The 21205-nt window shown below is 74.8% G+C and carries 16 protein-coding genes and 1 pseudogene; 14 read left to right on the forward strand and 3 right to left on the reverse strand.

Translation table 11 applies throughout. From position 1 onward, the window contains the following. Positions 1 to 57 precede the first annotated feature (57 nt). The 5 genes from ACFYU9_RS07435 to ACFYU9_RS07455 all read left to right on the forward strand — a co-directional run bounded on the left by ACFYU9_RS07435 (position 58) and on the right by ACFYU9_RS07455 (position 5873). A complete protein-coding gene (locus tag ACFYU9_RS07435) occupies positions 58 to 1239 on the forward strand; it encodes a calcium-binding protein (protein ID WP_389343446.1) in 1182 nt (393 codons plus the stop codon). Positions 1240 to 1309: 70 nt separating this feature from the next. Then, positions 1310 to 1915: a DUF4291 domain-containing protein gene (locus ACFYU9_RS07440; protein ID WP_389206335.1), complete on the forward strand. Its 606-nt coding sequence runs from the start codon at positions 1310 to 1312 to the stop codon at positions 1913 to 1915. Positions 1916 to 2045: 130 nt separating this feature from the next. Then, positions 2046 to 4682, forward strand: coding sequence for an alpha/beta fold hydrolase (locus ACFYU9_RS07445; RefSeq protein ID WP_389206333.1), 2637 nt, complete (start codon positions 2046 to 2048; stop codon positions 4680 to 4682). Then, on the forward strand, positions 4679 to 5557 hold the full coding sequence (locus tag ACFYU9_RS07450) for an ABC transporter permease (protein WP_389206331.1): 879 nt from the start codon (positions 4679 to 4681) through the stop codon (positions 5555 to 5557). Before ACFYU9_RS07445 ends, ACFYU9_RS07450 begins: the two co-directional genes overlap by 4 nt. Before the next feature lie 100 nt (positions 5558 to 5657). Next, positions 5658 to 5873 carry a hypothetical protein gene (locus ACFYU9_RS07455; RefSeq protein WP_389206329.1) on the forward strand — a complete coding sequence of 72 codons (216 nt, stop codon included), beginning with the start codon at positions 5658 to 5660 and terminating at the stop codon, positions 5871 to 5873. Between the two features lie 8 nt (positions 5874 to 5881). Here ACFYU9_RS07455 and ACFYU9_RS07460 read toward each other — a convergent pair whose 3' ends face one another. Then, the gene (locus ACFYU9_RS07460) at positions 5882 to 6592 is read right to left on the reverse strand and encodes a DNA-binding response regulator (protein ID WP_389206327.1); all 711 of its coding nucleotides are present in this window, start codon (positions 6590 to 6592) and stop codon (positions 5882 to 5884) included. Between the two features lie 234 nt (positions 6593 to 6826). On the opposite strand from ACFYU9_RS07460, the gene ACFYU9_RS07465 reads away from it, so the two are divergent. From ACFYU9_RS07465 to ACFYU9_RS07485, 5 genes are all read left to right on the forward strand, one after another. Further along, positions 6827 to 8350, forward strand: coding sequence for a von Willebrand factor type A domain-containing protein (locus ACFYU9_RS07465; protein WP_389343449.1), 1524 nt, complete (start codon positions 6827 to 6829; stop codon positions 8348 to 8350). Between the two features lie 195 nt (positions 8351 to 8545). Beyond that, on the forward strand, positions 8546 to 9034 hold the full coding sequence (locus tag ACFYU9_RS07470) for a DUF1772 domain-containing protein (RefSeq protein ID WP_389343452.1): 489 nt from the start codon (positions 8546 to 8548) through the stop codon (positions 9032 to 9034). Between the two features lie 294 nt (positions 9035 to 9328). Then, entirely contained in the window at positions 9329 to 9982 is a 654-nt protein-coding gene (locus tag ACFYU9_RS07475) for a ScbR family autoregulator-binding transcription factor (RefSeq protein ID WP_389206321.1), read from the forward strand. 248 nt (positions 9983 to 10230) lie between these two features. Next, a complete protein-coding gene (locus tag ACFYU9_RS07480) occupies positions 10231 to 11091 on the forward strand; it encodes a BTAD domain-containing putative transcriptional regulator (protein ID WP_389206319.1) in 861 nt (286 codons plus the stop codon). 218 nt (positions 11092 to 11309) lie between these two features. After that, positions 11310 to 13523, forward strand: a complete 2214-nt coding sequence (locus tag ACFYU9_RS07485) for a helix-turn-helix domain-containing protein (protein WP_389343455.1) — start codon at positions 11310 to 11312, stop codon at positions 13521 to 13523. A 174-nt stretch (positions 13524 to 13697) separates the two neighbouring features. On the opposite strand, the gene ACFYU9_RS07490 is transcribed toward ACFYU9_RS07485, so the two are convergent. Then, positions 13698 to 14843, reverse strand: coding sequence for an IS701 family transposase (locus ACFYU9_RS07490; RefSeq protein WP_389344132.1), 1146 nt, complete (start codon positions 14841 to 14843; stop codon positions 13698 to 13700). 491 nt (positions 14844 to 15334) lie between these two features. Here ACFYU9_RS07490 and crcB (ACFYU9_RS07495) point away from each other — a divergent pair, with 491 nt between their 5' ends. The 4 genes and pseudogenes from crcB (ACFYU9_RS07495) (at position 15335) to ACFYU9_RS07510 (ending at position 17965) form a co-directional block, all read left to right on the forward strand. After that, positions 15335 to 15748, forward strand: a complete 414-nt coding sequence (gene crcB, locus ACFYU9_RS07495) for a fluoride efflux transporter CrcB (RefSeq protein WP_389343458.1) — start codon at positions 15335 to 15337, stop codon at positions 15746 to 15748. Continuing rightward, positions 15745 to 16095: pseudogene (locus ACFYU9_RS07500) on the forward strand (DUF190 domain-containing protein); the annotation flags it as partial. The gene crcB (ACFYU9_RS07495) and the pseudogene ACFYU9_RS07500, both read left to right, overlap by 4 nt. Before the next feature lie 155 nt (positions 16096 to 16250). Next, positions 16251 to 16604, forward strand: a complete 354-nt coding sequence (crcB, locus tag ACFYU9_RS07505; RefSeq protein WP_389343461.1) for a fluoride efflux transporter CrcB — start codon at positions 16251 to 16253, stop codon at positions 16602 to 16604. Positions 16605 to 16705: 101 nt separating this feature from the next. After that, a complete protein-coding gene (locus ACFYU9_RS07510; RefSeq protein ID WP_389343464.1) occupies positions 16706 to 17965 on the forward strand; it encodes a cytochrome P450 in 1260 nt (419 codons plus the stop codon). Here ACFYU9_RS07510 and ACFYU9_RS07515 read toward each other — a convergent pair. Continuing rightward, positions 17955 to 21197: an ATP-binding protein gene (locus ACFYU9_RS07515; RefSeq protein WP_389343467.1), complete on the reverse strand. Its 3243-nt coding sequence runs from the start codon at positions 21195 to 21197 to the stop codon at positions 17955 to 17957. The two genes, ACFYU9_RS07510 and ACFYU9_RS07515, sit on opposite strands and share 11 nt — an antisense overlap. Between the last annotated feature and the right edge of the window lie 8 nt (positions 21198 to 21205).

The raw sequence follows: 21205 nt of genomic DNA on the forward strand, positions 1-21205 counted from the left end.
CACTTTCGGTTACACATCCCCATCCGGATGCATGTTCATGAATCGAAGGGAACGTCGATGACGAGTCGTCGTCAGAGGACCGGAGCACGGGTGGCCGGCGGACGGGTGGCCGGCGGACGGGCCGGATCGCGAGCCGCGGCGGCCGCGCTGCTCGTCCTGGGCGGTGTGGTCGGCCTGGCCGGCCCGGTGCGGGCGGAGACCCAGGCGAAGGTGCCGACCTGCCTCGGCAAGCCGGCCACGATCGTGATCACCACCCCGGGGGTGACCACCAACGGCACGAGCGGCGCGGACGTGATCATCGGTACCTCCGGGGCGGACGTCATCAACGGCCTCGGCGGCAACGACCGGGTGTGCGGCCTCGACGGCAACGACCAGATCAACGGCGGCCTCGGCAACGACCAGATCGACGGCGGCGACGGAAACGACAGGCTGACCGGCGACGACCGCAACACCTCGGGCAACGCGGAGGGCGGCGGCAACGACACCCTCACCGGCGGCGCCGGCGCCGACGTCCTCGTCGGCGACAGCTGGGCCACCGGCGGCGACGCGACCGGCGGCGGCAACGACAAGCTGTACGGCGGCACCGAGAGCGACGTCATGGTCGGCGACAGCCTCGGCAACAACGCGACCGGCGGCGGCCGCGACCTCCTGGACGGCGGGGACGCGGACGACGACATGGTCGGCGACTCGCGCGCCACGGCGGGCGACGCCGACGGCGCGGGCGACGACACGCTGCTCGGCGGGGCCGGCTTCACCGACTTCATGATCGGGGACTCCGACGCCACCGGGAACGCGAGCGGCGACGGCGGCGACGACACCCTGAACGGCGGCACCGACGGCGCCCTGCAGATCGGCGATCACAACATCCGGTCCGCGACCGGTGGCTTCGCGAGCGGAGCGGGCCGCGATCACCTCATCGGCGGCACCGGCTCGGAGATCCTCGTAGGCGAGAGCTCGGTCGTGGACGCCGGCATCACCTCCGCCCGCGACGACCGGATCGAGGGCGGCGGCGGAAACGACTCGATCTTCGGCGACAACGCGGACTTCAACCTCACCGCCTCGGTCGGCACGGCCGGCGGCCGCGACGACCTCTTCGGCGGCGACGGCGCGGACCGCATCCACGCGGGCCCCGGCGACGACGACCTCGACGGCGGCGCGGGCGGCCCCGACATCTGCGACGGCGAGGGCGGCACGGACACGGCCACGGCGAGCTGCGAGGCCACCCCGAACGTGCCGTAGCGGCCCGGCGGCCGCCGACGGGCGAAAATCCGGTGGCCCCCGGGGCGCGTGCCGACGCACCCTGGGGGCCATGTCCGATCCCGTTCAGCCCCCGAAGCACCAGATCCGCGCCCTGCACACCGACACCACGGTGACGGTCTACCAGGCGTACAACCCCTCGCTCGGCCTCCCCGCCGCCCGCGACGGCCGCTTCCCGGCCGCCTGGAAGCGGGACCGGATGACCTGGATCAAGCCCTCGTTCCTGTGGATGGCGTACCGCTGCGGCTGGGGCCTGAAGGAGGGTCAGGAGACCGTCCTCGCCGTCGAGATCACCCGCGAGGGCTTCGAGTGGGCCCTGCGCCACGCCTGCCTCTCCCACTACGCGCCCGGCCTGCACCCCGACCGGGCCGCCTGGCAGCGGGAGCTGAAGCGCGCGCCGGCCCGGGTGCAGTGGGACCCCGAGCGGGACCTGCGCCTGCGCGCCCTCGACCACCGCTCGCTCCAGCTCGGCCTGGCCGGCGAGGCGTCGCGGCGGTACGCGGACGAGTGGACGGTCGCGATCCGCGACGTGACGCCCCTCGCCCACGAGACGCACGGCCTGGTGCGCGAGGGACGACTGGCCGAGGCGGAGGCGCTGCTGCCCAAGGAGCGGCCGTACCCGGTGGCGGACGGGCTCCTGGGCCGACTGGTCGCCTGAGCCGGGGGCGGCGTCCGCGCGCATACCGCGGCTGGTGTACGGAGCCGGTGGCGCGTACGACCTGAGGAGGCCGCCGAGTTCCGCCCCGAGCAGCCGGGTCGCGCGCGCCCCGCCGCTTAGGCTCGAACCCATGCAGCTGCGACTTCCCCGGAGGGTCCCGCGGTGGGCCGCGATCCTCGCCGTCCTGGCCGTGCTCGCGGGCGGCGGTGTCGCCTGGAGGGCCGCCGCCGCCGACGACCCCGCGCCGGTGCGGCGCGCCGACCGGACGCTCGCCCTCGACGGCGTACGGCTCGACACCTCGTACTTCACCTCCGGAGAGCCCGGCCGCCGGCGCCCCGCCGTCCTCCTCGGGCACGGCTTCGGCGGCTCCAAGGACGACGTCCGCGCCCAGGCCGAACAGCTCGCCCGCGCCGGATACGCCGTGCTCACCTGGTCCGCGCGCGGCTTCGGCGCCTCCACCGGGCAGATCGGCCTCAACGACCCGCAGCGCGAGGTCAAGGACGTGCGCGGGCTCGTCGACTGGCTGGCCCGCCGCCCCGAGGTGCTGCTCGACAAGCCGGGCGATCCGCGCGTCGGCGTCACCGGCGCCTCCTACGGCGGCGCGGTCGCGCTGCTCGCCGCCGGGTACGACCCGCGCGTCGACGCGATCGCCCCGCAGATCACGTACTGGAACCTCGCCGACGCCCTGTTCCCGAACGGCGTCTTCAAGAAGCTCTGGTCCGGCATCTTCTTCTCGGCCGGCGCGACGCACGGCAGCGCCTGCGGCCGGTTCAGCCCCGAGGTCTGCGCCCTCTACCAGCGCGTCGCCGTCTCCGGCCGCCCCGACGCCGCGGCCCGCTCGCTCCTGGAGGCCCGCAGCCCCTCCGCCGTCGGTGCCCGCATCAAGGTGCCCGCGCTGATCGTCCAGGGCCAGGCCGACTCCCTCTTCCCGCTCGGCCAGGCGGACGCCATGGCCCGGACCATCGCCGCCAACGGCGCGCCCGTCGCCGTCGACTGGACGGCCGGCGGCCACGACGGCGGCGACCGCGAGACCGGGCGCGTCGAGGCCCGGATCACCGCCTGGTTCGACCGCCACCTCAAGCGGGACACGTCCGTCGACACCGGACCCGCCTTCCGCGTCAGCCGTACCGGAGGCGTCGACTCCACCGACGGCCGGGCCACCCTGCGCGCCGCCACCGCCGCCCGCTACCCCGGCCTCGCCGCCGGACCCGTCCGCGTCGCCCTGTCCGGCCGGCCGCAGTCCTTCGCCAACCCGGCCGGCGCGAACCCGCCCGCCCTCTCCGCCGTGCCCGGCCTCGGCGGCGGGCTCTCCTCCCTGTCCTCCTCCCTCGGCGTGGGCCTCTCGCTCGACTTCCCGGGCCAGTTCGCGGCCTTCGACGCCCGGCCGCAGACCCGCCCGATCCACGTCACCGGCGCCCCGACCGTCCGCGTCCGGGTGACCTCGACCGCGCCCGACGGCTCGGCGGTGCTCTTCGCCAAGGTGTACGACGTGGGCCCCGACGGCCGTCAGCAGGTGCTGCCCGCGCAACTCGTCACGCCCGTACGGGTGGAGCACGCGGCCCCTGGTCAGGAGCTGGCGCTCACCCTGCCGGCCGTGGACCACGAGGTGCCGACCGGACACCGGCTGCGGCTCGTGCTCGCCGCCACCGACCTCGGCTACGCCTCGCCGGCCGCGCCCGCCACCTACACGGTCTCCGTCGCGGGCCCCCTGACCGTCCCGACCGCACCGGCCGTGACCGGGCGGGCGACCGGGCTGCCGTGGTGGGTGTGGGGCCTGCCGCTCGCGGGCGCGCTCGTCGCCGCGGCGCTGCTGCTGACCGCCCGGCGCCGGACGGCCGCCCCGCCCGCCGACCCGCGACTGGCCGCGGTGCCGCTCCAGATCACCGGGCTGACCAAGAAGTACGCGGGCGGCGAGCGGTACAGCGTCCGCGACCTGACCTTCCGCGTCGAACGCGGCCAGGTGCTCGGCCTGCTCGGCCCCAACGGCGCCGGCAAGACCACCACCCTGCGCATGCTCATGGGCCTCATCACGCCCGACGCCGGCGAGATCCGGGTCTTCGGCCACGCGATCCGCCCCGGTGCCCCGGTGCTCTCCCGGGTCGGCGCGTTCGTCGAGGGCGCCGGTTTCCTGCCGCACCTGTCCGGCCGCGAGAACCTGGAGCTGTACTGGCGCGCCACCGGCCGCCCGGCCGAGGACGCCCACCTCGACGAGGCGCTGCGGATCGCCGATCTCGGCGGCGCGCTGTCGCGTTCCGTACGCACCTACTCGCAGGGCATGCGGCAGCGCCTCGCCATCGCCCAGGCCATGCTGGGCCTGCCCGACCTGCTGATCCTCGACGAGCCGACGAACGGGCTCGACCCGCCGCAGATCCGCGAGATGCGGGAGGTGATGATCCGGTACGCGGCCGGCGGCCGTACCGTCATCGTCTCCAGCCATCTGCTCGCCGAGGTCGAGCAGTCCTGCACCCACCTGGTGGTCATGGACCGCGGCGGCCTCGTCACGGCCGGCCCGGTCGGCGAGATCACCGGCTCCGGCGACACGCTCCTCGTCACCCTGGACGGCCCGGTGCCGGACGAGGTCGTGGAGAAGCTGGGCGCGGTACGCACGGAGGCCGGCCTGCTGGTGCGCGTGGGCGGCGACGGCCCGGCCACCGCCACCGCCCTGATCGGCGAACTGGTCCGGCTCGACGTGCCGGTGACCGGGGTGGGGCCGCACCGCCGCCTGGAGGACGCGTTCCTGACCCTGATCGGAGGAGAGACCGCATGACCGCGACCGACCCGGCCACCGCCACCGTCACCGCCACGGCCACCGGTTACGCCCCGGGCCGCACGCTGCCGCTGCGCGTGGAGGCGGTCCGCCAGCTCGGCCGCCGCCGGACGCTCGTGATGGGGCTGATCCTGGCCGCCCTGCCGTTCGTCCTCATCGCCGCCTTCGCGATCGGCGGGGGCCCGGACGGCGCGGCCAACAACCGGATCACCCTGATGGACACCGCGACCGCCTCCGGCGCCAACTTCGCGGCGACCTGCCTCTTCGTCTCCGCGGGCTTCCTGCTCGTGATCCCGGTCGCCCTGTTCTGCGGCGACACCGTCGCCGCCGAGGCCGGCTGGTCCTCGCTGCGCTACCTGCTGGCCGCGCCCGTGCCCCGGGCCCGCCTGCTGTGGTCGAAGCTCGCCGTCGCCCTCGGCTTCAGCGCGGCCGCCATGCTCCTGCTCCCGCTGGTCGCCCTGGTCGCCGGCACCGTCGCCTACGGCTGGGGCCCGCTCGCCCTCCCCACCGGCGGCGCCCTGCCCGCCACCACCGCCCTGCTCCGCCTCGCCCTCGTCGTCGCCTACCTCTTCGTCTCCCAACTGGTCACCGCCGCCCTCGCCTTCTGGCTCTCCACGCGCACCGACGCCCCGCTCGGCGCGGTGGGCGGCGCCGTGGGCCTCACCATCCTCGGCAACGTCCTCGACGCCGTCACCGCCCTCGGCGACTGGCGCGCCTTCCTCCCGGCCCACTGGCAGTTCGCCTGGATCGACGCGCTGCAGCCGCAGCTGGAGTGGGCGGGGATGGCGAAGGGCGCGGCGGTGTCGGTCACGTACGCAATGATCCTTTTCGCCCTGGCGTTCCGGGGGTTCAGCCGGAAGGACATCGTGTCGTGAGGGCGCACGCGACCCGGTGCCCGGAGGACCAGCCGACCGCGTGCTGATCCTCGGTCAACGGGAGTCAGCTTCTGCTGTGGTGACGTGAGGAAGGGCAGGCATGGCAGGAATCCTGTTGTTCACGATCCCTCTGCCGCTCGGTGCGGCTTTGGTGTTCGACATCAAGGGCTTCAGGCAGAGGTTCGCGCAAAGGCCGGGAGAGAGTGAGGCGTACGCGAGGAGGCTCCAAGGGCCGGCGATCTTTGTCGGCTGGGGATTCCTCATCCTCTCGGTGGCGGCCATCGTGGCTCGGCTCATCTACGTGATCCGCCACTGAACCCACTCTCACACCCACCCCCTTCGAGCCGCCTCCGCCCCCGCGCGGAAGCGGCTCGTCGTGCCGAGCGCCGACATCAGCTCGCCCACCCGCCTGCTGTACGTCCGCGGCGACATGCCCAGGCGCGTCGCCGCCGTCTCGTCCGTCAGGCCCGCGAGCAGCGCCTCCAGGACCGGGCGGAGTTGGGGTGGGAGGTCGCGGGAGGGTGGGGTGAGGCCGGTGAGTTCCTGGGCGGTGTCCCAGGTGGTGTGGTGGGCGCGGACGAGGGCCGCGATCACTACCGGGTCGCGGATCAGGAGCAGGCCGTTGTAGAGGAGTTCGAGGTCGAGGGGGACGGCCGCGACCGTGCGGTCGACGACGATCAGTTTGAAGGGGATCGCGTCGGCGACCCGCGCCCGCCCCGGCACCCGGACCGTGCCCGCCACGTGGGGGAGGGCGTGGCGGGGCACGATGCGGCGGACCTCCGCGGCCCGCTCCGTCGCCGCCCGCATGCACGCTCCCGCCAGCTCCAGGAACGGCTCGGGGATCGCGCGCGACGCGGAGGCGGCCGGGTCGTCGAAGGTCAGCAGCTCGTGCCGGGCCGAGGCCGCGAGGCCCGCCAGCGCGGCGCTGACCCGGCGCGTGCCGCGGACCGGGCGCCCGGCCAGGCGCTGCGGATCCGGCCCGGCACGGCCCATCGCCGACCGGGCGAGCATCACGGAGCCCGCGGTCTCAGCCACCGCTGACCACCCCCGCCCGATCGGTGTGCCACTCGTGCCACTCCATGTACGCATGTGACTGCACACGGTGACAACCCCTGTTGAAAAGGATGGCGAGTCCCTGCCACAGCGGCGTGCCCCCGCCGCCGTTGCCGCATTGAGATCCATCCGCAACTCCTTCGTCTGCTCCCTCCGGCCTCCTCGGACGTCACATTCACAAGTGCCGAACTCCGCGACGGAGATGGGGAGATGGTCATGAAGCGAAGACTCGCCGCGGGCGTGTGCGCGGCCGTGTTGCTGCTCGCCGGATGTTCCGGGCAGTCAGGTGGCGGTTCCGGCGGTTCCGGCGGTTTCGACGGTTCGCGCCGGGCCGACCGGCCCGACAGCGGCCGGCCCGCACCCCAGAAGCCCGGCCGGACCTCCACGTTCGCCCTCGACGTCGACACCGCCTCCTACGGCTACGCCCGCCGCACGCTCGCCGAGGGCCGGCTGCCCGAGCCCGGCTCCGTGCGGCCCGAGGAGTTCGTCAACAGCTTCAAGCCCGATTACCCCCGTCCGGGCGACAACGGATTCAGCGTCACGCTCGACGGCGCCCGCTCCGACGCGGCCGGCTGGTCGCTGCTGCGGGTCGGGCTGGCGACCCGGCCCAGTGAGGGGGAAAGGCCGCCCGCCGCGCTGACGTTCGTCGTCGACGTCTCCGGTTCGATGGGTGAGCCGGGGCGGCTCGACCTGGTCAAGGAGTCGCTGCGGCTGCTCGCGGACCGGCTGCGGGACGACGACTCCGTCGCGCTGGTGACGTTCAGCACGGAGGCGGAGACGCGGCTGCCGATGACACGGCTCGGCGGCAACCGCGACCGGCTGCGCGAGGCCGTCGACGCCCTGGAGATCGCCGGGTCGACGAACGTCGAGGCCGGCGTCCGTACCGGATACGACGCCGCCGTCGAAGGCCGCCGCAAGGGCGCCACCAACCGGGTCGTGCTGCTCTCCGACGCCCTCGCCAACACCGGTGACACCGACGCCGCCGGCATCCTGGAGCGCGTCGACACCGAGCGCCGCCGGTACGGGATCACGCTCTTCGGGGTCGGCGTCGGCAGCGAATACGGGGACGCGTTCATGGAGCGGCTCGCCGACAAGGGCGACGGCCACACCACGTACGTCTCCACCTCCGAACAGGCCCGCAAGGTCTTCGTCGACCAACTGCCCGCCCACATCGAGCTACGCGCGCGTGACGCCAAGGCGCAGGTCGTCTTCGACGACCGGACGGTGGAGAGCCAGCGGCTCATCGGGTACGAGGACCGCAAGGTCGCCGCCCAGGACTTCCGCGACGACCGGGTCGACGGCGGCGAGGTCGGCGCCGGGCACACGGTGACGGCGCTGTACGCGGTGAAGCTGAGGCCCGGGCGGAGCGGGCGGGTCGCCACGGCCACGGTCCGCTGGCTCGACCCGGCCACCCGCGCCCCGCACGAGCGCTCCGGCACCGTCGGCACGGCCGCCCTGACCGCCGCGCCGATCTGGGGCGACGGCCACGACAGCCTGCAACTCACCGCCCTCGCCGCCTACTTCGCCGACCGGCTCCGCACCGAAGGGCCGGCACATGCCGAAGGGCCGGCACATACGGCCGGTGGCGGGCGGCTGCCCGGCTCGCCGCCGCTCTCCCGCCTCGCCGCCCGGGCCGACTCGCTCGCCGAGCGCGCCCACTCCGCCTCCGTACGCGAACTGGCCGAGGCGATCCGGCAGGCCGGCGCCCTCGCCGGCGGCTCCGACCCGTACGCCGACTGACGCGGCGCACGGCCCGCGCCGGGCAGTCGTCGATCCGGCAGGCCGACGTCCTCGCCGGGCGCGTGCACTCCGGCTCGGTGCGCGAGCCGGCCGAGTCGATCCGGCGGGCGGACGGGCTGAGCGGCGGCTACGAACCGTACGCCGACCGGCGCCGGGCCCTGCCCGCGGCGGGCGGTCATCGGTCATCATGTGGCCATGGCCGCCCTGTTGCTCGCCCTCGCCGTCGTCTCCACCGGTCTCTACGCGGGTTTCCTGCTGGTCTTCCGGACCGGCATCATGCCCGCGCTCGCCCGGCTGACCGACGAGGAGTTCGTCACCGTCATGCGGCGGATCAACGAGTACGTGCCGCGGCCCGTCTTCCTGCTCGTCTTCCTCGGGGTGGTCGCCTTCCCGGCGGCGGCCCTGTTCGTCCCCGTCGACGGGCGGACCGGCACCCAGAAGTGGCTGGTCCTGGCCGGGCTCGTGACGGCGGTGGCCAACCACCTCGTCACGGTCGGCGGCAACGTCCCGCTCAACACCGCCCTCGCGGCCTCCGAGGAGGCGGGGACGCCGGCGGCGCAGGCGCGGGCCGCGTTCGAGAAGCGGTGGAACGCGCTCCACCTCGTCCGGACGCTGCTGATCCTCGCCTCCTTCGGGCTGCTCACCGCCTCCGCGGTGCTGTCGACGACGTCGGCGGTTTCTTGAAAGCGAGTCAACCGGGTCGTCGGTTTTTTCGTCGCGGTGGGTGAGGCGGTGGGGAGAGCGGGTACGGACCTGATGTTCGACCTGACGTTCTGATGACCGGTTCCGTCGTCAAAGGCGCTGGTCGGAGCCGTGGTTCGGCGGGTGGCCGATGTCGCGTGTTCACGACCGACAGGGCTTCGGGTATCTTCCAGTCGCCAGAAAACAGATACCCCCAGGTTTGTTTTCTCGGCCACCGGGATGCCGGTTCGGGCGAGATGCGGGCGAGGTTCGGGCGATGAGAGGGACGGACTCCCCATGGCGAAGCAGGATCGTGCGATCCGTACCCGCAAGGCGATCCTGGAGGCGGCGGCCGCCGTCTTCGACGAGCGGGGCTACGAGTCGGCGAAGCTCTCCGACATACTCGCTCGCGCCCAGGTGACCAAGGGCGCGCTCTACTTCCACTTCGACTCCAAGGAAGACCTCGCGCACGCGGTGATCGACGCCCAGGTGGCGGTCGTGCCCACGGCGCCTCCGCAGATCTCCAAGGTGCAGGAGTTCGTGGACGTCGGCATGGTGTTCGCGCACCGGCTCACGAGGGACCGGGTGCTGAGCGGCAGCGTGCGGCTCACCCTCGACCAGGGCGGGCACGAGCTCGACCGCAGCGGCCCCTACCGCGAGTGGACCGAGATCAACCTGGGGCTGCTCACCGCCGCCAAGGAGCGCGGCGAGCTGCTGCCGCACGTCGATCCCGCGGAGGTGGCCGGCCTGGTGGTCGCCGCGTACGCCGGGCTCAATCTGATGACCTTCACGCTGGAGGGCGACCGGTCCTCGATGGAGCGCTGGGCCTCGGTGCTCTACCACCACTTACTGCCCAGCGTCGTCGTCCCCGCCGTCCTGACCGCACTCGACCTGGAGCCGGGCCGCGGCGCCCGCGCGCTGGGCCTCGAAGAGGGCCTGGACCGGACGTGAACGGGGCCTGAAAACGGTCCACAAAGCATACCCGCGCGTCCAGTTGCCGCCCTCGCCGGTACGTTTCCCTGGATCTTGATGCCGCCTTGATGTGGGTGAATCACCCCAAAGAGGGCAATCTTTCAGGTCGGAGGGTGCAGCGATTCCGTACCAGGCGGTTTCTTATTGACATGCATCCCGGTCTCTTTTCTAATCGTCCCCGGGGGGAGCATCCGTTGCGCGTGTGCGCAGACGCTGAGGGGGCAAGGGTGGACGTCCGAATCCTGGGGGGGCTTTCGGTACGCGAGAACGGGGTGTCGCTCAGCCCTGCCGCGGCCGCGCCGCGCCAACTGCTCGCCCTGCTCGCCGCGTCCGCCGACCAGATCGTGCCGGTCTCCGTCCTCATGGAGGAACTCTGGCCGTCCGGTGCCCCGCGCGGCGCCCGCGCCGAACTCCACGCGCATGTGCTCGGACTGCGCTCCCTGCTCGCCCCCGGGCTGCCCGAGGGCCGCACCAGCGAGGACGGGCGCACGCCGGAGACCGTGCTCGCCGCCGAGACCGGCGGCTACCGGCTCGACACCGGCGGCGGCTCCCACGACGTCTGGCAGTTCGAGCGCGCGGCCGGCGCCGGCTACCGGGCCATGGAGGCCGGCGATCTGCCGCGCGCCGCGCTCCGGCTCGGCGAGGCCCTCGCGCTCTGGCGCGGCGAACCGTACGCCGGAGTCGCCTCCGGCCCCCGGCTGCGCGCCGAGGTCGAGCGCCTCGAAGCCTCCCGGCTGAGCGTGCTCGACCAGTGGGCCGAGGCCCAGCTCGGCCTCGGCCGGCACGCCGAGATGGTGCCCGAACTCGCCATGCACGCCGCCCAGTACCCGCTGAGCGAGGCACTCAACGCCCACTTCATGGTCGCCCTGCTGCGCTCGGGCCGCACCGACGACGCCCTGGAGGTCTACCGCCGGCTGTGCCTGGTGCTCCAGCGCGACGGCGGCCGGACGCCCTCGGCGCGGCTGCGCCGGCTGCACCGCTCGCTGCTCTCCGTACGGGACACGGTGCTGCCCCGGGTCCCGGCGCAGCCCCGGCTGCGCGGCGGCGCCCCGGCGGCCCCGGTCGTTCCGGCCGGCGTCACCGCCTGACGCACCGACCCGACCTGCCCCGACCGTCCATGACCTGCCGTCAGGGCGCGGGAAGACAGGGCGCGCCGGGTGGGGGCGAGCCGGGTGCGGCACAGGATCGAACGGGAATGAAGCGGGCTATCCCACCGTTGACCGTCATCCATGGCGGATTCAGTTTCGGCCAGCGGTACGGGTTTCCATCGCGTCACCCGGTTCTGCTCAGCAGCGGGAGTTGAAGCATGACCAACCACGGCGCAGACGCGGACGGGGGCGGGGGCCCGGTCGCGGGCGTGGACGCGCTCGCCGTCCTGGAGATGCTGGCCCGGCGCGACGCGCCCGAGCGGTTCTCCGAGCTCCTCGACCAGGCCGACGCCGCCGGCGTGCCGCCCGCCGAGCGGGCCCGGCTGGAGCGGGCCGTGCAGCTCGCGGACGGCGTCGCCCGTGTGGTCGCCCGCCGCGAGCGCTGCGAGATCGGCCTCGACGCGCTCTCCGACACCGCGCGCGACCTGACCCTCCCGTACGACCTCGAAGGACTGCTGCGGACCGTCCTGCGCCGGGCCAAGCGGGTGCTCGAACTGGATCTGGCCTGCCTCACCCTGCGCGGCGACGCGCACGGCGTCCGGGTCATCCACGCCTCCGAGGGCAGCGACAGCCGCCGCGACCCGGCGGACTGGGCCGCTGCCCTCGACGGTGACGGCGACGGCCGGCTCGGCGGCGGACTCAGCGGGCTCGCCCAGCTGACCGGCGAGCCCGTCTGGACCGAGGACTACCTGAAGGACCAGCGCTTTCCGCACGTCGGCGGCCTCGACCAGCTCGTCCGGGACGAGGGGATGCGGGCCGTCGTCGCGGTGCCGCTGCGGGCCGGCGACACCGTCATCGGACTGCTCTACGGGGCCGACCGCCGGGTCCGCCGCTACAGCCCCGGCGAGGTCGGGCTGATCAGCTCGCTCGCCGACCTGGCCGCCGTCGCCACCGAGAAGGCCGGGCTCCTCGACCAGACCCGCGCCGAGGTCACCGAGCTGGAGCGGGACAGCTCCCGCGTCCGCACCGCGCTCACCCGCATGCGCCACCTCGGCGAGGCGCACGGCCGGATCATGAACCTGATCCTGGCCGGTGGCGACCTGCTCGGCGTCGCCAAGGCGACCGGGGACGCGCTCGACGCCTGCGTCCTGATCCGCGACCCCGGCGGCCGCACCCTCGCCTCCACCGGCGAGATAGCCGAACTCGACGAGGACGTCGTCGCCAAGGCGTCCCTCGACGCCCACGCGAGCCGCCGCCCGGTGCTCGTCGGCGGCGGCCCGGAGGATCCGGCGCCGGACCCCGGCCAGGGCCCGGGCCGGGACCTCGACTTCGACCCCGACGACGACGGCGACCTGGACCTGGACCGGGACCTGGATCTGGACGACGAGCTCGGCATCGACGACCTCGCCCCGTACGCCCGGTGGGGCCTCGGCCGCACCCGGCAGCCGCAGCAGGGCCCGCGCACCTGGATCGCGCCCGTCATCGCCGGCTCCGAGGACCTCGGCGTGCTCGTCGTGCGCGCGGCCACCGCGCTCAGCGGCGAGGACGAGCGGCTGCTCGAACTGGCCGCGCAGTCCGTCGCCCTGCTGATCCTGATGCAGCGCTCCACGGCCGTCGCCGAGGGCCCGGTCCGCGACGAGCTGCTCGACGACCTGCTCGCCGAACCGCAGCACGCCCCGCAGCAGATAGCCCAGCGCGCCCGGCGCCTCGGCATCGACCTGCGCAAACCGCACGTCGTCGTGGTCGCCCGCCCCGAGGGCGGCGAGCAGGGCCGGGCCGTGGTGTGGGCGTCCTCGTACGCGTACCGGATGTCCGGTCTGAAGACCGTGCAGGGCGGCAGCGTCGTCCTGCTGCTGCCCGGCGTGGACGCGTCGGCCGCCGCCAAGGCCGTCGCCGGCGAGCTGGCCCCGCTGCTCGGCCACCCGGTGTCGGTGGGTGCGGCCGGTCCCGGCTGGAGCCCGGACGGCGTCGGCCGGCTCTTCCAGGAGGCCATGCGCTGCCTGGACGCGATGAGCGCGCTCGGCGGCGCGGGCGCGGCGGCGTCGGCCGAGGACCTGGGCTTCCTCGGCCTGCTCCTGTCGGACCACCACGACGTCGACGGCTTCGTCGAGTCGGCGGTCGGACCCGTACTGGACTACGACGCCGAGCGCGACACCGATCTCGTCCGCACCCTGGAGGCGTACTTCGCGTCCGGCGGCAGCCCCACCAACGCGGCCGAGGCGCTGCACGTCCACCCGAACACCGTCTCGCGCCGCCTGGAGCGGATCGGCGAACTCCTCGGCCCTGAGTGGCAGAAGCCCGGCCAGGTCCTGGAGGTCCAGCTGGCGCTCCGCCTCCAGCGCACCAAGGACGTCCTCGCCCGCCGCCGCGCCGCCCTCGCCGAGCAGCGCCCGACGGCCGGCCCGGCCTGCGCCGACCGCCCGGGGGCCTGACGCGCGCGACGTGTACGAGGCCGGGGAGCCTGACGCCCGCGACGTGGGTACGGGGCCCGGGAGCCTGACGCCCACGGCGCGCGTACGAGGCCCGGGGGCCTGAGTCGCACGACGTGTGTACGAGGCCCGGGAGCCCCAACTCCCGGGCCCCGGCCCGTGTGCCGCCTGCCGGTCTCAGCCCGCCGAGCGGGCCTGGACCTCGCAGTACGGCGCGATCCGGTCGTTCCCGAGGACGGTCGCCGCGTGGGCGGCCGAGGCCAGCGTGATGTGCCGGTGCCAGCCGCGGAACGAGCGCCCCACGAAGTCCCGCAGCCCCGCGCCCTCGCCGACCTGGCGGAAGTCCCGCTCCACCCGCCGCGACAGCTTGGTCAGCCGCAGCAGCGGGCCGACCGCCGAACCCGTCAGGTCGGTGATCCACAGCCGGGCCGGGGAGCGCCGCGGGTCGTCCCACTCGCCGAGCAGGAGCAGCGGACGCTGCCGCTCGCCGGGCGGTACGGGCAGGGTGACGCGGACGGCGGTGGCGAGCGAGGTGCGCGAGCTGCGCACCCCGGCCGCCGAGTCCACCCAGCTCACCGGGCGGCGCAGGCCCTTGAGCGACTCCAGGATCTGCAGGGCGGTGAGCGGCCCGGAGCCGAAGCCGGGCAGCGAGCGGTCGGCGACGGTCAGCCGGGTGTTCGCGCCGATCCGGGCGACCACGGGCACGCCGGCGAGCGCGAGGCGGTGCAGGGCGGCCCGCCCGGCGCCGCCGCGGATGTCGAGCAGCAGCGGCTTGCGGGCGACGTCCGGCCAGCGGGCCGTGTCCAGGGCCGCGTTGACCGCGCACTCCTCCAGGGTCTCCTCGCCGGCGCCCTCCGGCACCTCGGCGCGGTCCCGGCGCATCGGGTCCTTCACCCACGGATCGGGCAGGAACAGCCGCCAGTTGACCGGAACGCTGGTCTCCTCGCCGGCGAACCACACGCCGAAGGCCTGCTGGCCGCGGAACACCTGGCCCTGCTCGGGGTCGAAGCGCCGGTCGACGCCGACCGAGTGCTGGCCGGCCTTCGGTATCGGCATCGGCCGCACCACCCACGCCTGCGGGGAGCCGTGCCGCTGCAGATAGCGCGCGAGCTCGGCCCGCATCGGCCGCCAGTCCCAGGTCGAGCTGGAGATGAAGTGGTGCAGGCTCTGCTCGGCCGCCGGACCGCCGATCTGCGCCGCGATGTTGCGGATCGACTTGCGGCCCTGCGCGGTGAGCAGTCCGCGCAGGTACTGCTCCGCCTTCAGCCGCTGGTCACGGCGCGGGAAGCCGGAGAAGAGCGCGGCGCAGAGTTCGCCGTACACGTCGTCGTCGGCCGTGTCCCGAAGCTCCCCCCGGAGCTCCCGATGCGCGGTGACGGTTCTGAACCTTGTGGTGACGGATGTACTCACGACACTCCTGCCCTACGGATTGCGCAGCTCCCTCCAGCTGCCCCTCCACCGTCGCCTGTCGCGGCCCGCGACACGAGGTGTACACGGCACCCGTCTGGGCTCCTCGATGGTGGCCGGACCACCGCCATACCCTCCGGGGGGATCTGACAGACTCGCCGACCGGGCTTTGACCGGTGCGACGCCCCGCCGGACGATCGGGTCGAGGCAGCACGGGCCGGGCTCCGGTTAATGCCCCAGGCCGGGGCCCGCGCCTGTGCGCCTTGCCTCTTCCGTGGCCCGCGGGCCGTACGGAGGGATTCCGTACGCGCCGGTAGACCGGCCGGTAACGCGGGCGCGCCGCCGTCCCCGTCCCCGCTGTCGCGGGCGGCGATCCGTCCGCTCACGCCGACGACTAACCTGGCCCCATGGGATTCCGCGCGCAGCTGCCGGTCGTCGGGGTGGTCGCCGCGGGCGGCGCCCTCGGCGCCGTGGCCCGCTACGCCGCGACGCTCGTCTGGCCCACTCCCGCCGGCGCCTTCCCCTGGACGATCCTGACCGTCAACGCGGTCGGCTGCGCGGCCCTCGGCGTCATCATGGTCCTGGCCACCGAGACCGTCACCCCGCCGCACCCGCTCCTGCGCCCCTTCCTCGGCACCGGGATCTGCGGCGGTTTCACGACATTCTCGACCTACTCCCTCGACACCCAGCGGCTGCTCGCCGCCGGCGACGCCGCCCGCGGCATGCTCTACCTCGCGGCCACCGCGCTCACCGCGTTCGCCGCAGTGGCGGCGGCCGTGCTCGCCACCCGGGCCGCCGTACGCGCCAGGAGGACGGCATGACCGCACACCGGCGGCTCACGGGCCGCGCGCTCCGCGTGACGATCGTCGTCGGCGAGACCGACACCTGGCACCACCGCCCGCTCTACAGCGAGATCGTGCACCGGGCGCACGCCGCCGGGCTCGCCGGCGCCTCCGTCTTCCGCGGCATCGAGGGCTTCGGCTCCTCCGCGCTCGTCCACACCACCCGGCTGCTCTCGCTCACCGAGGACCTGCCGGTCGCGGTCCTGATCGTGGACACCGAGGAGCGGGTCAGCGCCTTCCTGCCCGAGCTGGAGGAGCTGCTCACGGACGGCGGCCTGGTGCTGCTCGACGACTGCGAGGTCGTACGGTACGGACCTCAGGCACCGGCCGCGCACACCCCCGCCGCTTCGGACGCCGCCACCGGCACAGGCACCGGCACAGGCACCGGCACAGGCACCGGCACAGGCACGGCCACGGTCACTGATGCCGATGACGCCACCGGCACCGCCACCGCCACCGACTCCGCGCCGGAGCCGCCCGCGTGAACTGGCTGCTCGTCGTCGTGGGCGCCTCCCTCGGCGCGCCCCTGCGCTACCTCACGGACCGCGCCGTCCAGGCCTGTCACGACTCCGTCTTCCCCTGGGGCACGTTCGTCGTCAACGTCGTGGGCTCGCTCGTCCTGGGCCTGCTGACCGGCGTGGCCTCGGCCAGGATCGGACTGCTCCTCGGCACCGGCCTGTGCGGCGCCCTCACCACGTACTCCACCTTCTCCTTCGAGACCCTGAAGCTGTACGAGGGCGGGGCCCGCGCCTACGCCGCCGCGAACGTCCTCGGCAGCACCGCGGCCGGGCTCGGCGCGGTCTGGCTCGGCGTGGAGCTGGCGAAGGGCTTCTGAGCACGTTCCCGGCGTGCGGGTTTCCGCCGCGGACATCGCGCCGCCGGTCCTGAAACCGCGCCGAAGCCGCACGGAAACCGGCCGCCCCCACGCTTCGGGGCATGACGACGACAGCGAACGGCACCCTTCACCTCACCCCCGAGCAGGTCGAGGCCACCGCCCCCGGCTACGCCGCCCTGCGTGAACAGCCCGGCCTCGCCCGGGTCGTGCTGCCCGGGCTGCGGACCCCGGTCCGGCTGGTCACCCGGTACGCGGACGTCAAGGCGGCCCTGGCCGAGCCCCGGCTGGTCCGCGACCGCGGCGCCGTGCTCGGCCCGGTGGACCAGGAGGGCGACGCGCAGGACGAGTTGATGGAGGCCGCCGCCTCTGGACTGCCCGCCGAGTACGTGAAGTACTTCTCCGGCCATCTCGCCCTCTTCGACGGGCCCGAGCACGCCCGCCGCCGCGCCCCGCTCACCCGGGCCTTCACCGCCCGCCGGATCGCCGCCCTGCGCGCCTTCGTGGAGGCGAAGGCCGACGAGCTGCTCGCCACGGCCGCACGGGACGACGGCCGGATCGATCTGCTCCAGGAGTTCGCGTACCCGCTCAGCGCGCACGTCATCTGTGAGCTGATCGGCGTCGACGAGAGGGACCGCGACCAGGTCTGCGGCCTCATCCGGGACTTCGCCTACGGCGACGGCAGCCGGATGGGCGAGGCGCTCGCCGGGATCGTCGAGTACTGCAGGGACCTCGTCGCCCGGCGCCGGGCCGAGCCGGCCGAGGACCTGATCTCCGCCCTCGTCCAGGGCGCTCAGGCCGACGAGGACGGCCTGAGCGACGACGAGCTGGTCGGCATCGTCTTCCTGCTGATCAACACCGGCATCACCCCGCCGGCCCTCTTCCTCGCGCACGGCGCCCTCGCCCTGCTCGACCACCCCGAGCAGGCCGCCCGGCTGCACGCCGAGCCGGAGCTGCTGGGGCGGGCCGTGCCCGAACTCCTTCGCCACATCACCCTCGTCCGCATCGGAGCCACGCTCTACGCCACCGAGGACTTCGACTTCGCCGGAACCCGGCTCGTCCGCGGCGAGGCGGTGACGGTGAGCCTGCTCGCCGCCGACCGGGACACCGCCGAGTACGGCGCGTCCGCCGACCTCCTCGACATCGGGCGCGAGTTCGGCCGGGGGGACGGCCACCTGGCCTTCGGTCACGGCGCCCACTACTGCATCGGCGCCGCCCTCGGCCGGCTCGTCACCTCCGTCGTCCTCGACCGGCTCTTCGTGCGGCGCTCCTCGCTCCGCCTCGCGGTCGGCCGCGAGGAGCTGGAGTTCGGGCACTGGCCGGCCGACGGCTTCCACCTGGTGAGCCTGCCGGTCAGGCTGTGACCGGCTCCTCCCGCACCACGTCGCGTGCCACCCGGGCCAGTTGGTCCGGGTCCAGGGCGGCGTACTCCGCCACCGCGCCGGTGTACGCCGCCGGGTCGGCGTCCTCGGCCGCGCGCCGCGAGCGGGCGGACGACATCGTCGGCTGGAAGCCGCGCAGACACCGGAACCGGTCGGCGAGCGCGAGCAGCCGCACGCCCCGGCCCGTACGGCCCCGCGCCAGGTCCGCGTACCCGAGCGCGAGCAGCAGCGCGCCGCAGGCCGGGAAGCCGACCAGGAGCAGCTGCGCCGGGGCGGCCGGGCGGGAGAGGAGGGCGCAGATCCGGTCCGGGAGGGCGGCGAGCTCCTCCTCGACGAGGTCGAGCCGGCCGTGCTGGGCATGGGCCGCGACGGTGACGGCCCGGATCTCCAGCGCCCAGCTCTCGAATTCCGCCGCGCCGCCGGCCGCCGGCACCTGCGCGCCCTCCAGGGAGCGCAGGGCCCGCCGCCACAGGGCCAGGCCCGTCTCGGTGTCGCCCCGGCCCAGGGCGATCTCGGCCCGCGCGCCCAGGTCGGGCGTGAGCAGGTCGACGGCCTCCTCCGGCCGGTGCCGCACCGCCAGGTCCAGCCACCGCTCGGCCGCGTCCCAGTCGGCGGTCTGCAGCGAGGCGAGCATCATGCCCCAGCGCAGGCCCATCAGGTCCGGCCAGTCGCCGAGACCGTCCATGACCCGCATGGCCCGCTCCATGTGGACCAGCGCCTCGGCGCCGCGCTCGGTGTTCAGGCACAGCTCGCTCATCCGGGACCGGCCCATCAGCGACAGCCAGGGGATCGCGCTCCCCTCGAAGCACGCCAGCGTCCGCCGGGCCGCGGCGATCGCCCGCTCCGGCTCCGCCTCGCTCTCCCACAGGTAGCCGGCCACGGCCTCGGCGACCCCGGCGAGCAGCGGCTCCTCGCTCGCGCAGAGCCCTTCGAGCGCGGTGCGGTCCGGGCCGAGGATGCCGGGCATGGCGTTCAGGACGGTCGCGAGGGCGCCGACGAGCCCCGTGGGAGAGGACGCGGGCGCGGGCGGGGGCAGTCGGCGCAGGGCGGCCATCGCGCGGGGCACGCCCGTGCCGACGCCGAGGAAGGCGTTGACCGTGACGAGGACGGCGAGGGTGCGGGCCGGCTCGACGTACGGCGGCTCGGGACGGTAATGGGACAGGACGTGCCCGGTGTCGGCGGCGAGGGCGACGAGACGGGTGTAATTCGCCTCGGTGGTCCACTGGCTGCCGAGCACGGCGGCGACGGCGACGACGGTCGGCCGGTCGGTGATCCGCTCGCCCGTGCCGGCGTCCGCGTCCGGGCCCACGTCCTCCCGCGCGCCCGCCCCTTCACCGAGCGCGATCCTCAGCGCCCGCAGCAGGTTGTCCTGCTCCGCGCGGATGCGGTGCCACGCGGTGTGGGCGTCCGGGCCGAGGGGCCCGTCGTGGTGGGCGAGGCCGAAGTCGCGGGCCCAGGTGGTGAAGCGGCGCTCGGTCGCCGCGTCCTCGCCGGCCGCCGTGCGGTGGGCGGCGCTGAACTCCCGTACCGTCTCCAGCATGCGGAAGCGCGCGCCCGCCTGCGTGTCGGTGACCCTGAGGAGGGACTGGTCGACCAGGTCCTGGAGCAGGTCGAGGGCGTCGAGCGGATCGCCGCCCAGGACCTGTGCGGCGGCCTCGGCGGTGAAGCCGCCAGGGAAGACGGAGAGCGTGCGGAGGGCGGCCCGCCCGTCCGGGGTGAGCAGGTTCCAGCTCCAGTCGACGACCGCGTGCAGGGTGCGGTGGCGCTGCGGCGCGTCCCGGCTGCCGCCGCGCAGCAGCGCGAAGCGGTCCCCGAGCCGCCGGTCGATCTCCGCCACGGAGAGCACCCGCACCCGGGCCGCGGCCAGTTCCGTGGCCAGCGGCAGCCCGTCGAGCCGCCGGCACAGGGCCGCCACGGCCCGCTCCGGCAGCTCCACGTCCGGCCGGGCGGCCCGGGCGCGCTGCGTGAACAGCTCGACGGTGGTCGCAGGGTCCAGTTCGGGCAGCAGGTGCACCGACTCCGAGGACAGGCCGAGCGGCGTGCGGCTCGTGGTGAGGACGCGCAGTTCGCGACGGGTGGCGACCAGGGCCCGGACGAGTTCGGCGACGCCGGCCACCACCTGCTCGCAGTTGTCGAGCACGAGCAGCGCCGGGCCGGGCCCGAGGGCGGCGCCGATGTCGGCGGCCGACGGGGAGGCGGCGGCCGACGGGGAGGCGGCGGCCGGGGTGGCGATGACCTTGAGGGACGCGGCGACCTCGCCCGCCACGTCCGCGTCCCGGGTCACGCCCGCGAGCTCCACCATGTGCACCACGGGCTGCTCGGCGGCCCGGGCGACGGCGGCCGCGAGCCGCGTCTTGCCGAGGCCGCCGGGCCCGACGACCGAGGTGACGCGGGAGGAGGCGACGAGCCCCAGGACCCTGGCCACGTCGCCGGCGCGGCCCAGGAGCCGGTTCGGTTCGTGCGGCACCCCGTGCCGCACCACCGGTGTCTCCTCGCGCAGCAGCTCCTGGTGGAGGGTGCGCAGCTCCGGGCCCGGGTCCGCGCCGAGTTCGTCGCGCAGCCGGCGCCGGTAGCGGTCGTACGTGGTGAGGGCGGCGGCCCGGCCCGCGGTGGCCGTCTCACAGCGGACGAGCGCGAGCAGCAGCTCCTCGTCGCGCGGGAACTCCCGTACGAGCGCCGCCAGTCGTGGCCGCGCCTCCGCGTGGCTTCCGGTACGGGCCAGGGCCAGCGCACGGGCCCGTACCAGCGCGCCGCGCACGGGGGAGAGCTCCGCCCGCAGCGCGGTCAGCGGATCGTCCGCGGGGCCGGACGGCCCCTCCGCCCCCGGCCCGTCCCACAGCGCGAGCCCCGCCACCGCCGCCGCCAGGGCGCCCGCGTGGTCGCCGGCCCGCGCCCGCTCCGCGCTCGCGGCGGCCCGCAGCCGCAGCGCCGCCGCGTCCACCTGTTCCTCGGCGAGCCCGAGCCGGTAGCCGGTCGGCGTGGAGACGATCACCTCGGCGCCGAGCCGCGCCCGGGCCCGTGAGACCAGGATCTGCACCGCCTTCACCGGATGCTCCGGCTGCTCGTCCGGCCACAGCCCGGCCACGATCCGCCCGGTGGAGCACCCGGCGCGCAACTCCCCGGCGAGCAGGGCCACGAGCCCGCGCAGCCGGGGCGCGGTCAGGGGCTCGCCTCGGAAGGCCACGGTCGGCAGCAGCGTCAGCTCGATCGTCACCCGTGCAG

Origin of the sequence: Streptomyces sp. NPDC004327, assembly GCF_042873935.1 — a bacterium.
In the GTDB taxonomy this organism is placed as follows: Bacteria; Actinomycetota; Actinomycetes; order Streptomycetales; family Streptomycetaceae; genus Streptomyces.

What these genes read in the sequence shown, in the direction of transcription:
- ACFYU9_RS07435 (WP_389343446.1), top strand. Translation starts at nt 58, where the DNA reads ATGACGAGTCGTCGTCAGAGGACCGGAGCACGGGTGGCCGGCGGACGG.
- ACFYU9_RS07440 (WP_389206335.1), top strand. Translation starts at nt 1,310, where the DNA reads ATGTCCGATCCCGTTCAGCCCCCGAAGCACCAGATCCGCGCCCTGCAC.
- ACFYU9_RS07445 (WP_389206333.1), top strand. Translation starts at nt 2,046, where the DNA reads ATGCAGCTGCGACTTCCCCGGAGGGTCCCGCGGTGGGCCGCGATCCTC.
- ACFYU9_RS07450 (WP_389206331.1), top strand. Translation starts at nt 4,679, where the DNA reads ATGACCGCGACCGACCCGGCCACCGCCACCGTCACCGCCACGGCCACC.
- ACFYU9_RS07455 (WP_389206329.1), top strand. Translation starts at nt 5,658, where the DNA reads ATGGCAGGAATCCTGTTGTTCACGATCCCTCTGCCGCTCGGTGCGGCT.
- ACFYU9_RS07465 (WP_389343449.1), top strand. Translation starts at nt 6,827, where the DNA reads ATGAAGCGAAGACTCGCCGCGGGCGTGTGCGCGGCCGTGTTGCTGCTC.
- ACFYU9_RS07470 (WP_389343452.1), top strand. Translation starts at nt 8,546, where the DNA reads ATGGCCGCCCTGTTGCTCGCCCTCGCCGTCGTCTCCACCGGTCTCTAC.
- ACFYU9_RS07475 (WP_389206321.1), top strand. Translation starts at nt 9,329, where the DNA reads ATGGCGAAGCAGGATCGTGCGATCCGTACCCGCAAGGCGATCCTGGAG.
- ACFYU9_RS07485 (WP_389343455.1), top strand. Translation starts at nt 11,310, where the DNA reads ATGACCAACCACGGCGCAGACGCGGACGGGGGCGGGGGCCCGGTCGCG.
- crcB (WP_389343458.1), top strand. Translation starts at nt 15,335, where the DNA reads ATGGGATTCCGCGCGCAGCTGCCGGTCGTCGGGGTGGTCGCCGCGGGC.
- ACFYU9_RS07510 (WP_389343464.1), top strand. Translation starts at nt 16,706, where the DNA reads ATGACGACGACAGCGAACGGCACCCTTCACCTCACCCCCGAGCAGGTC.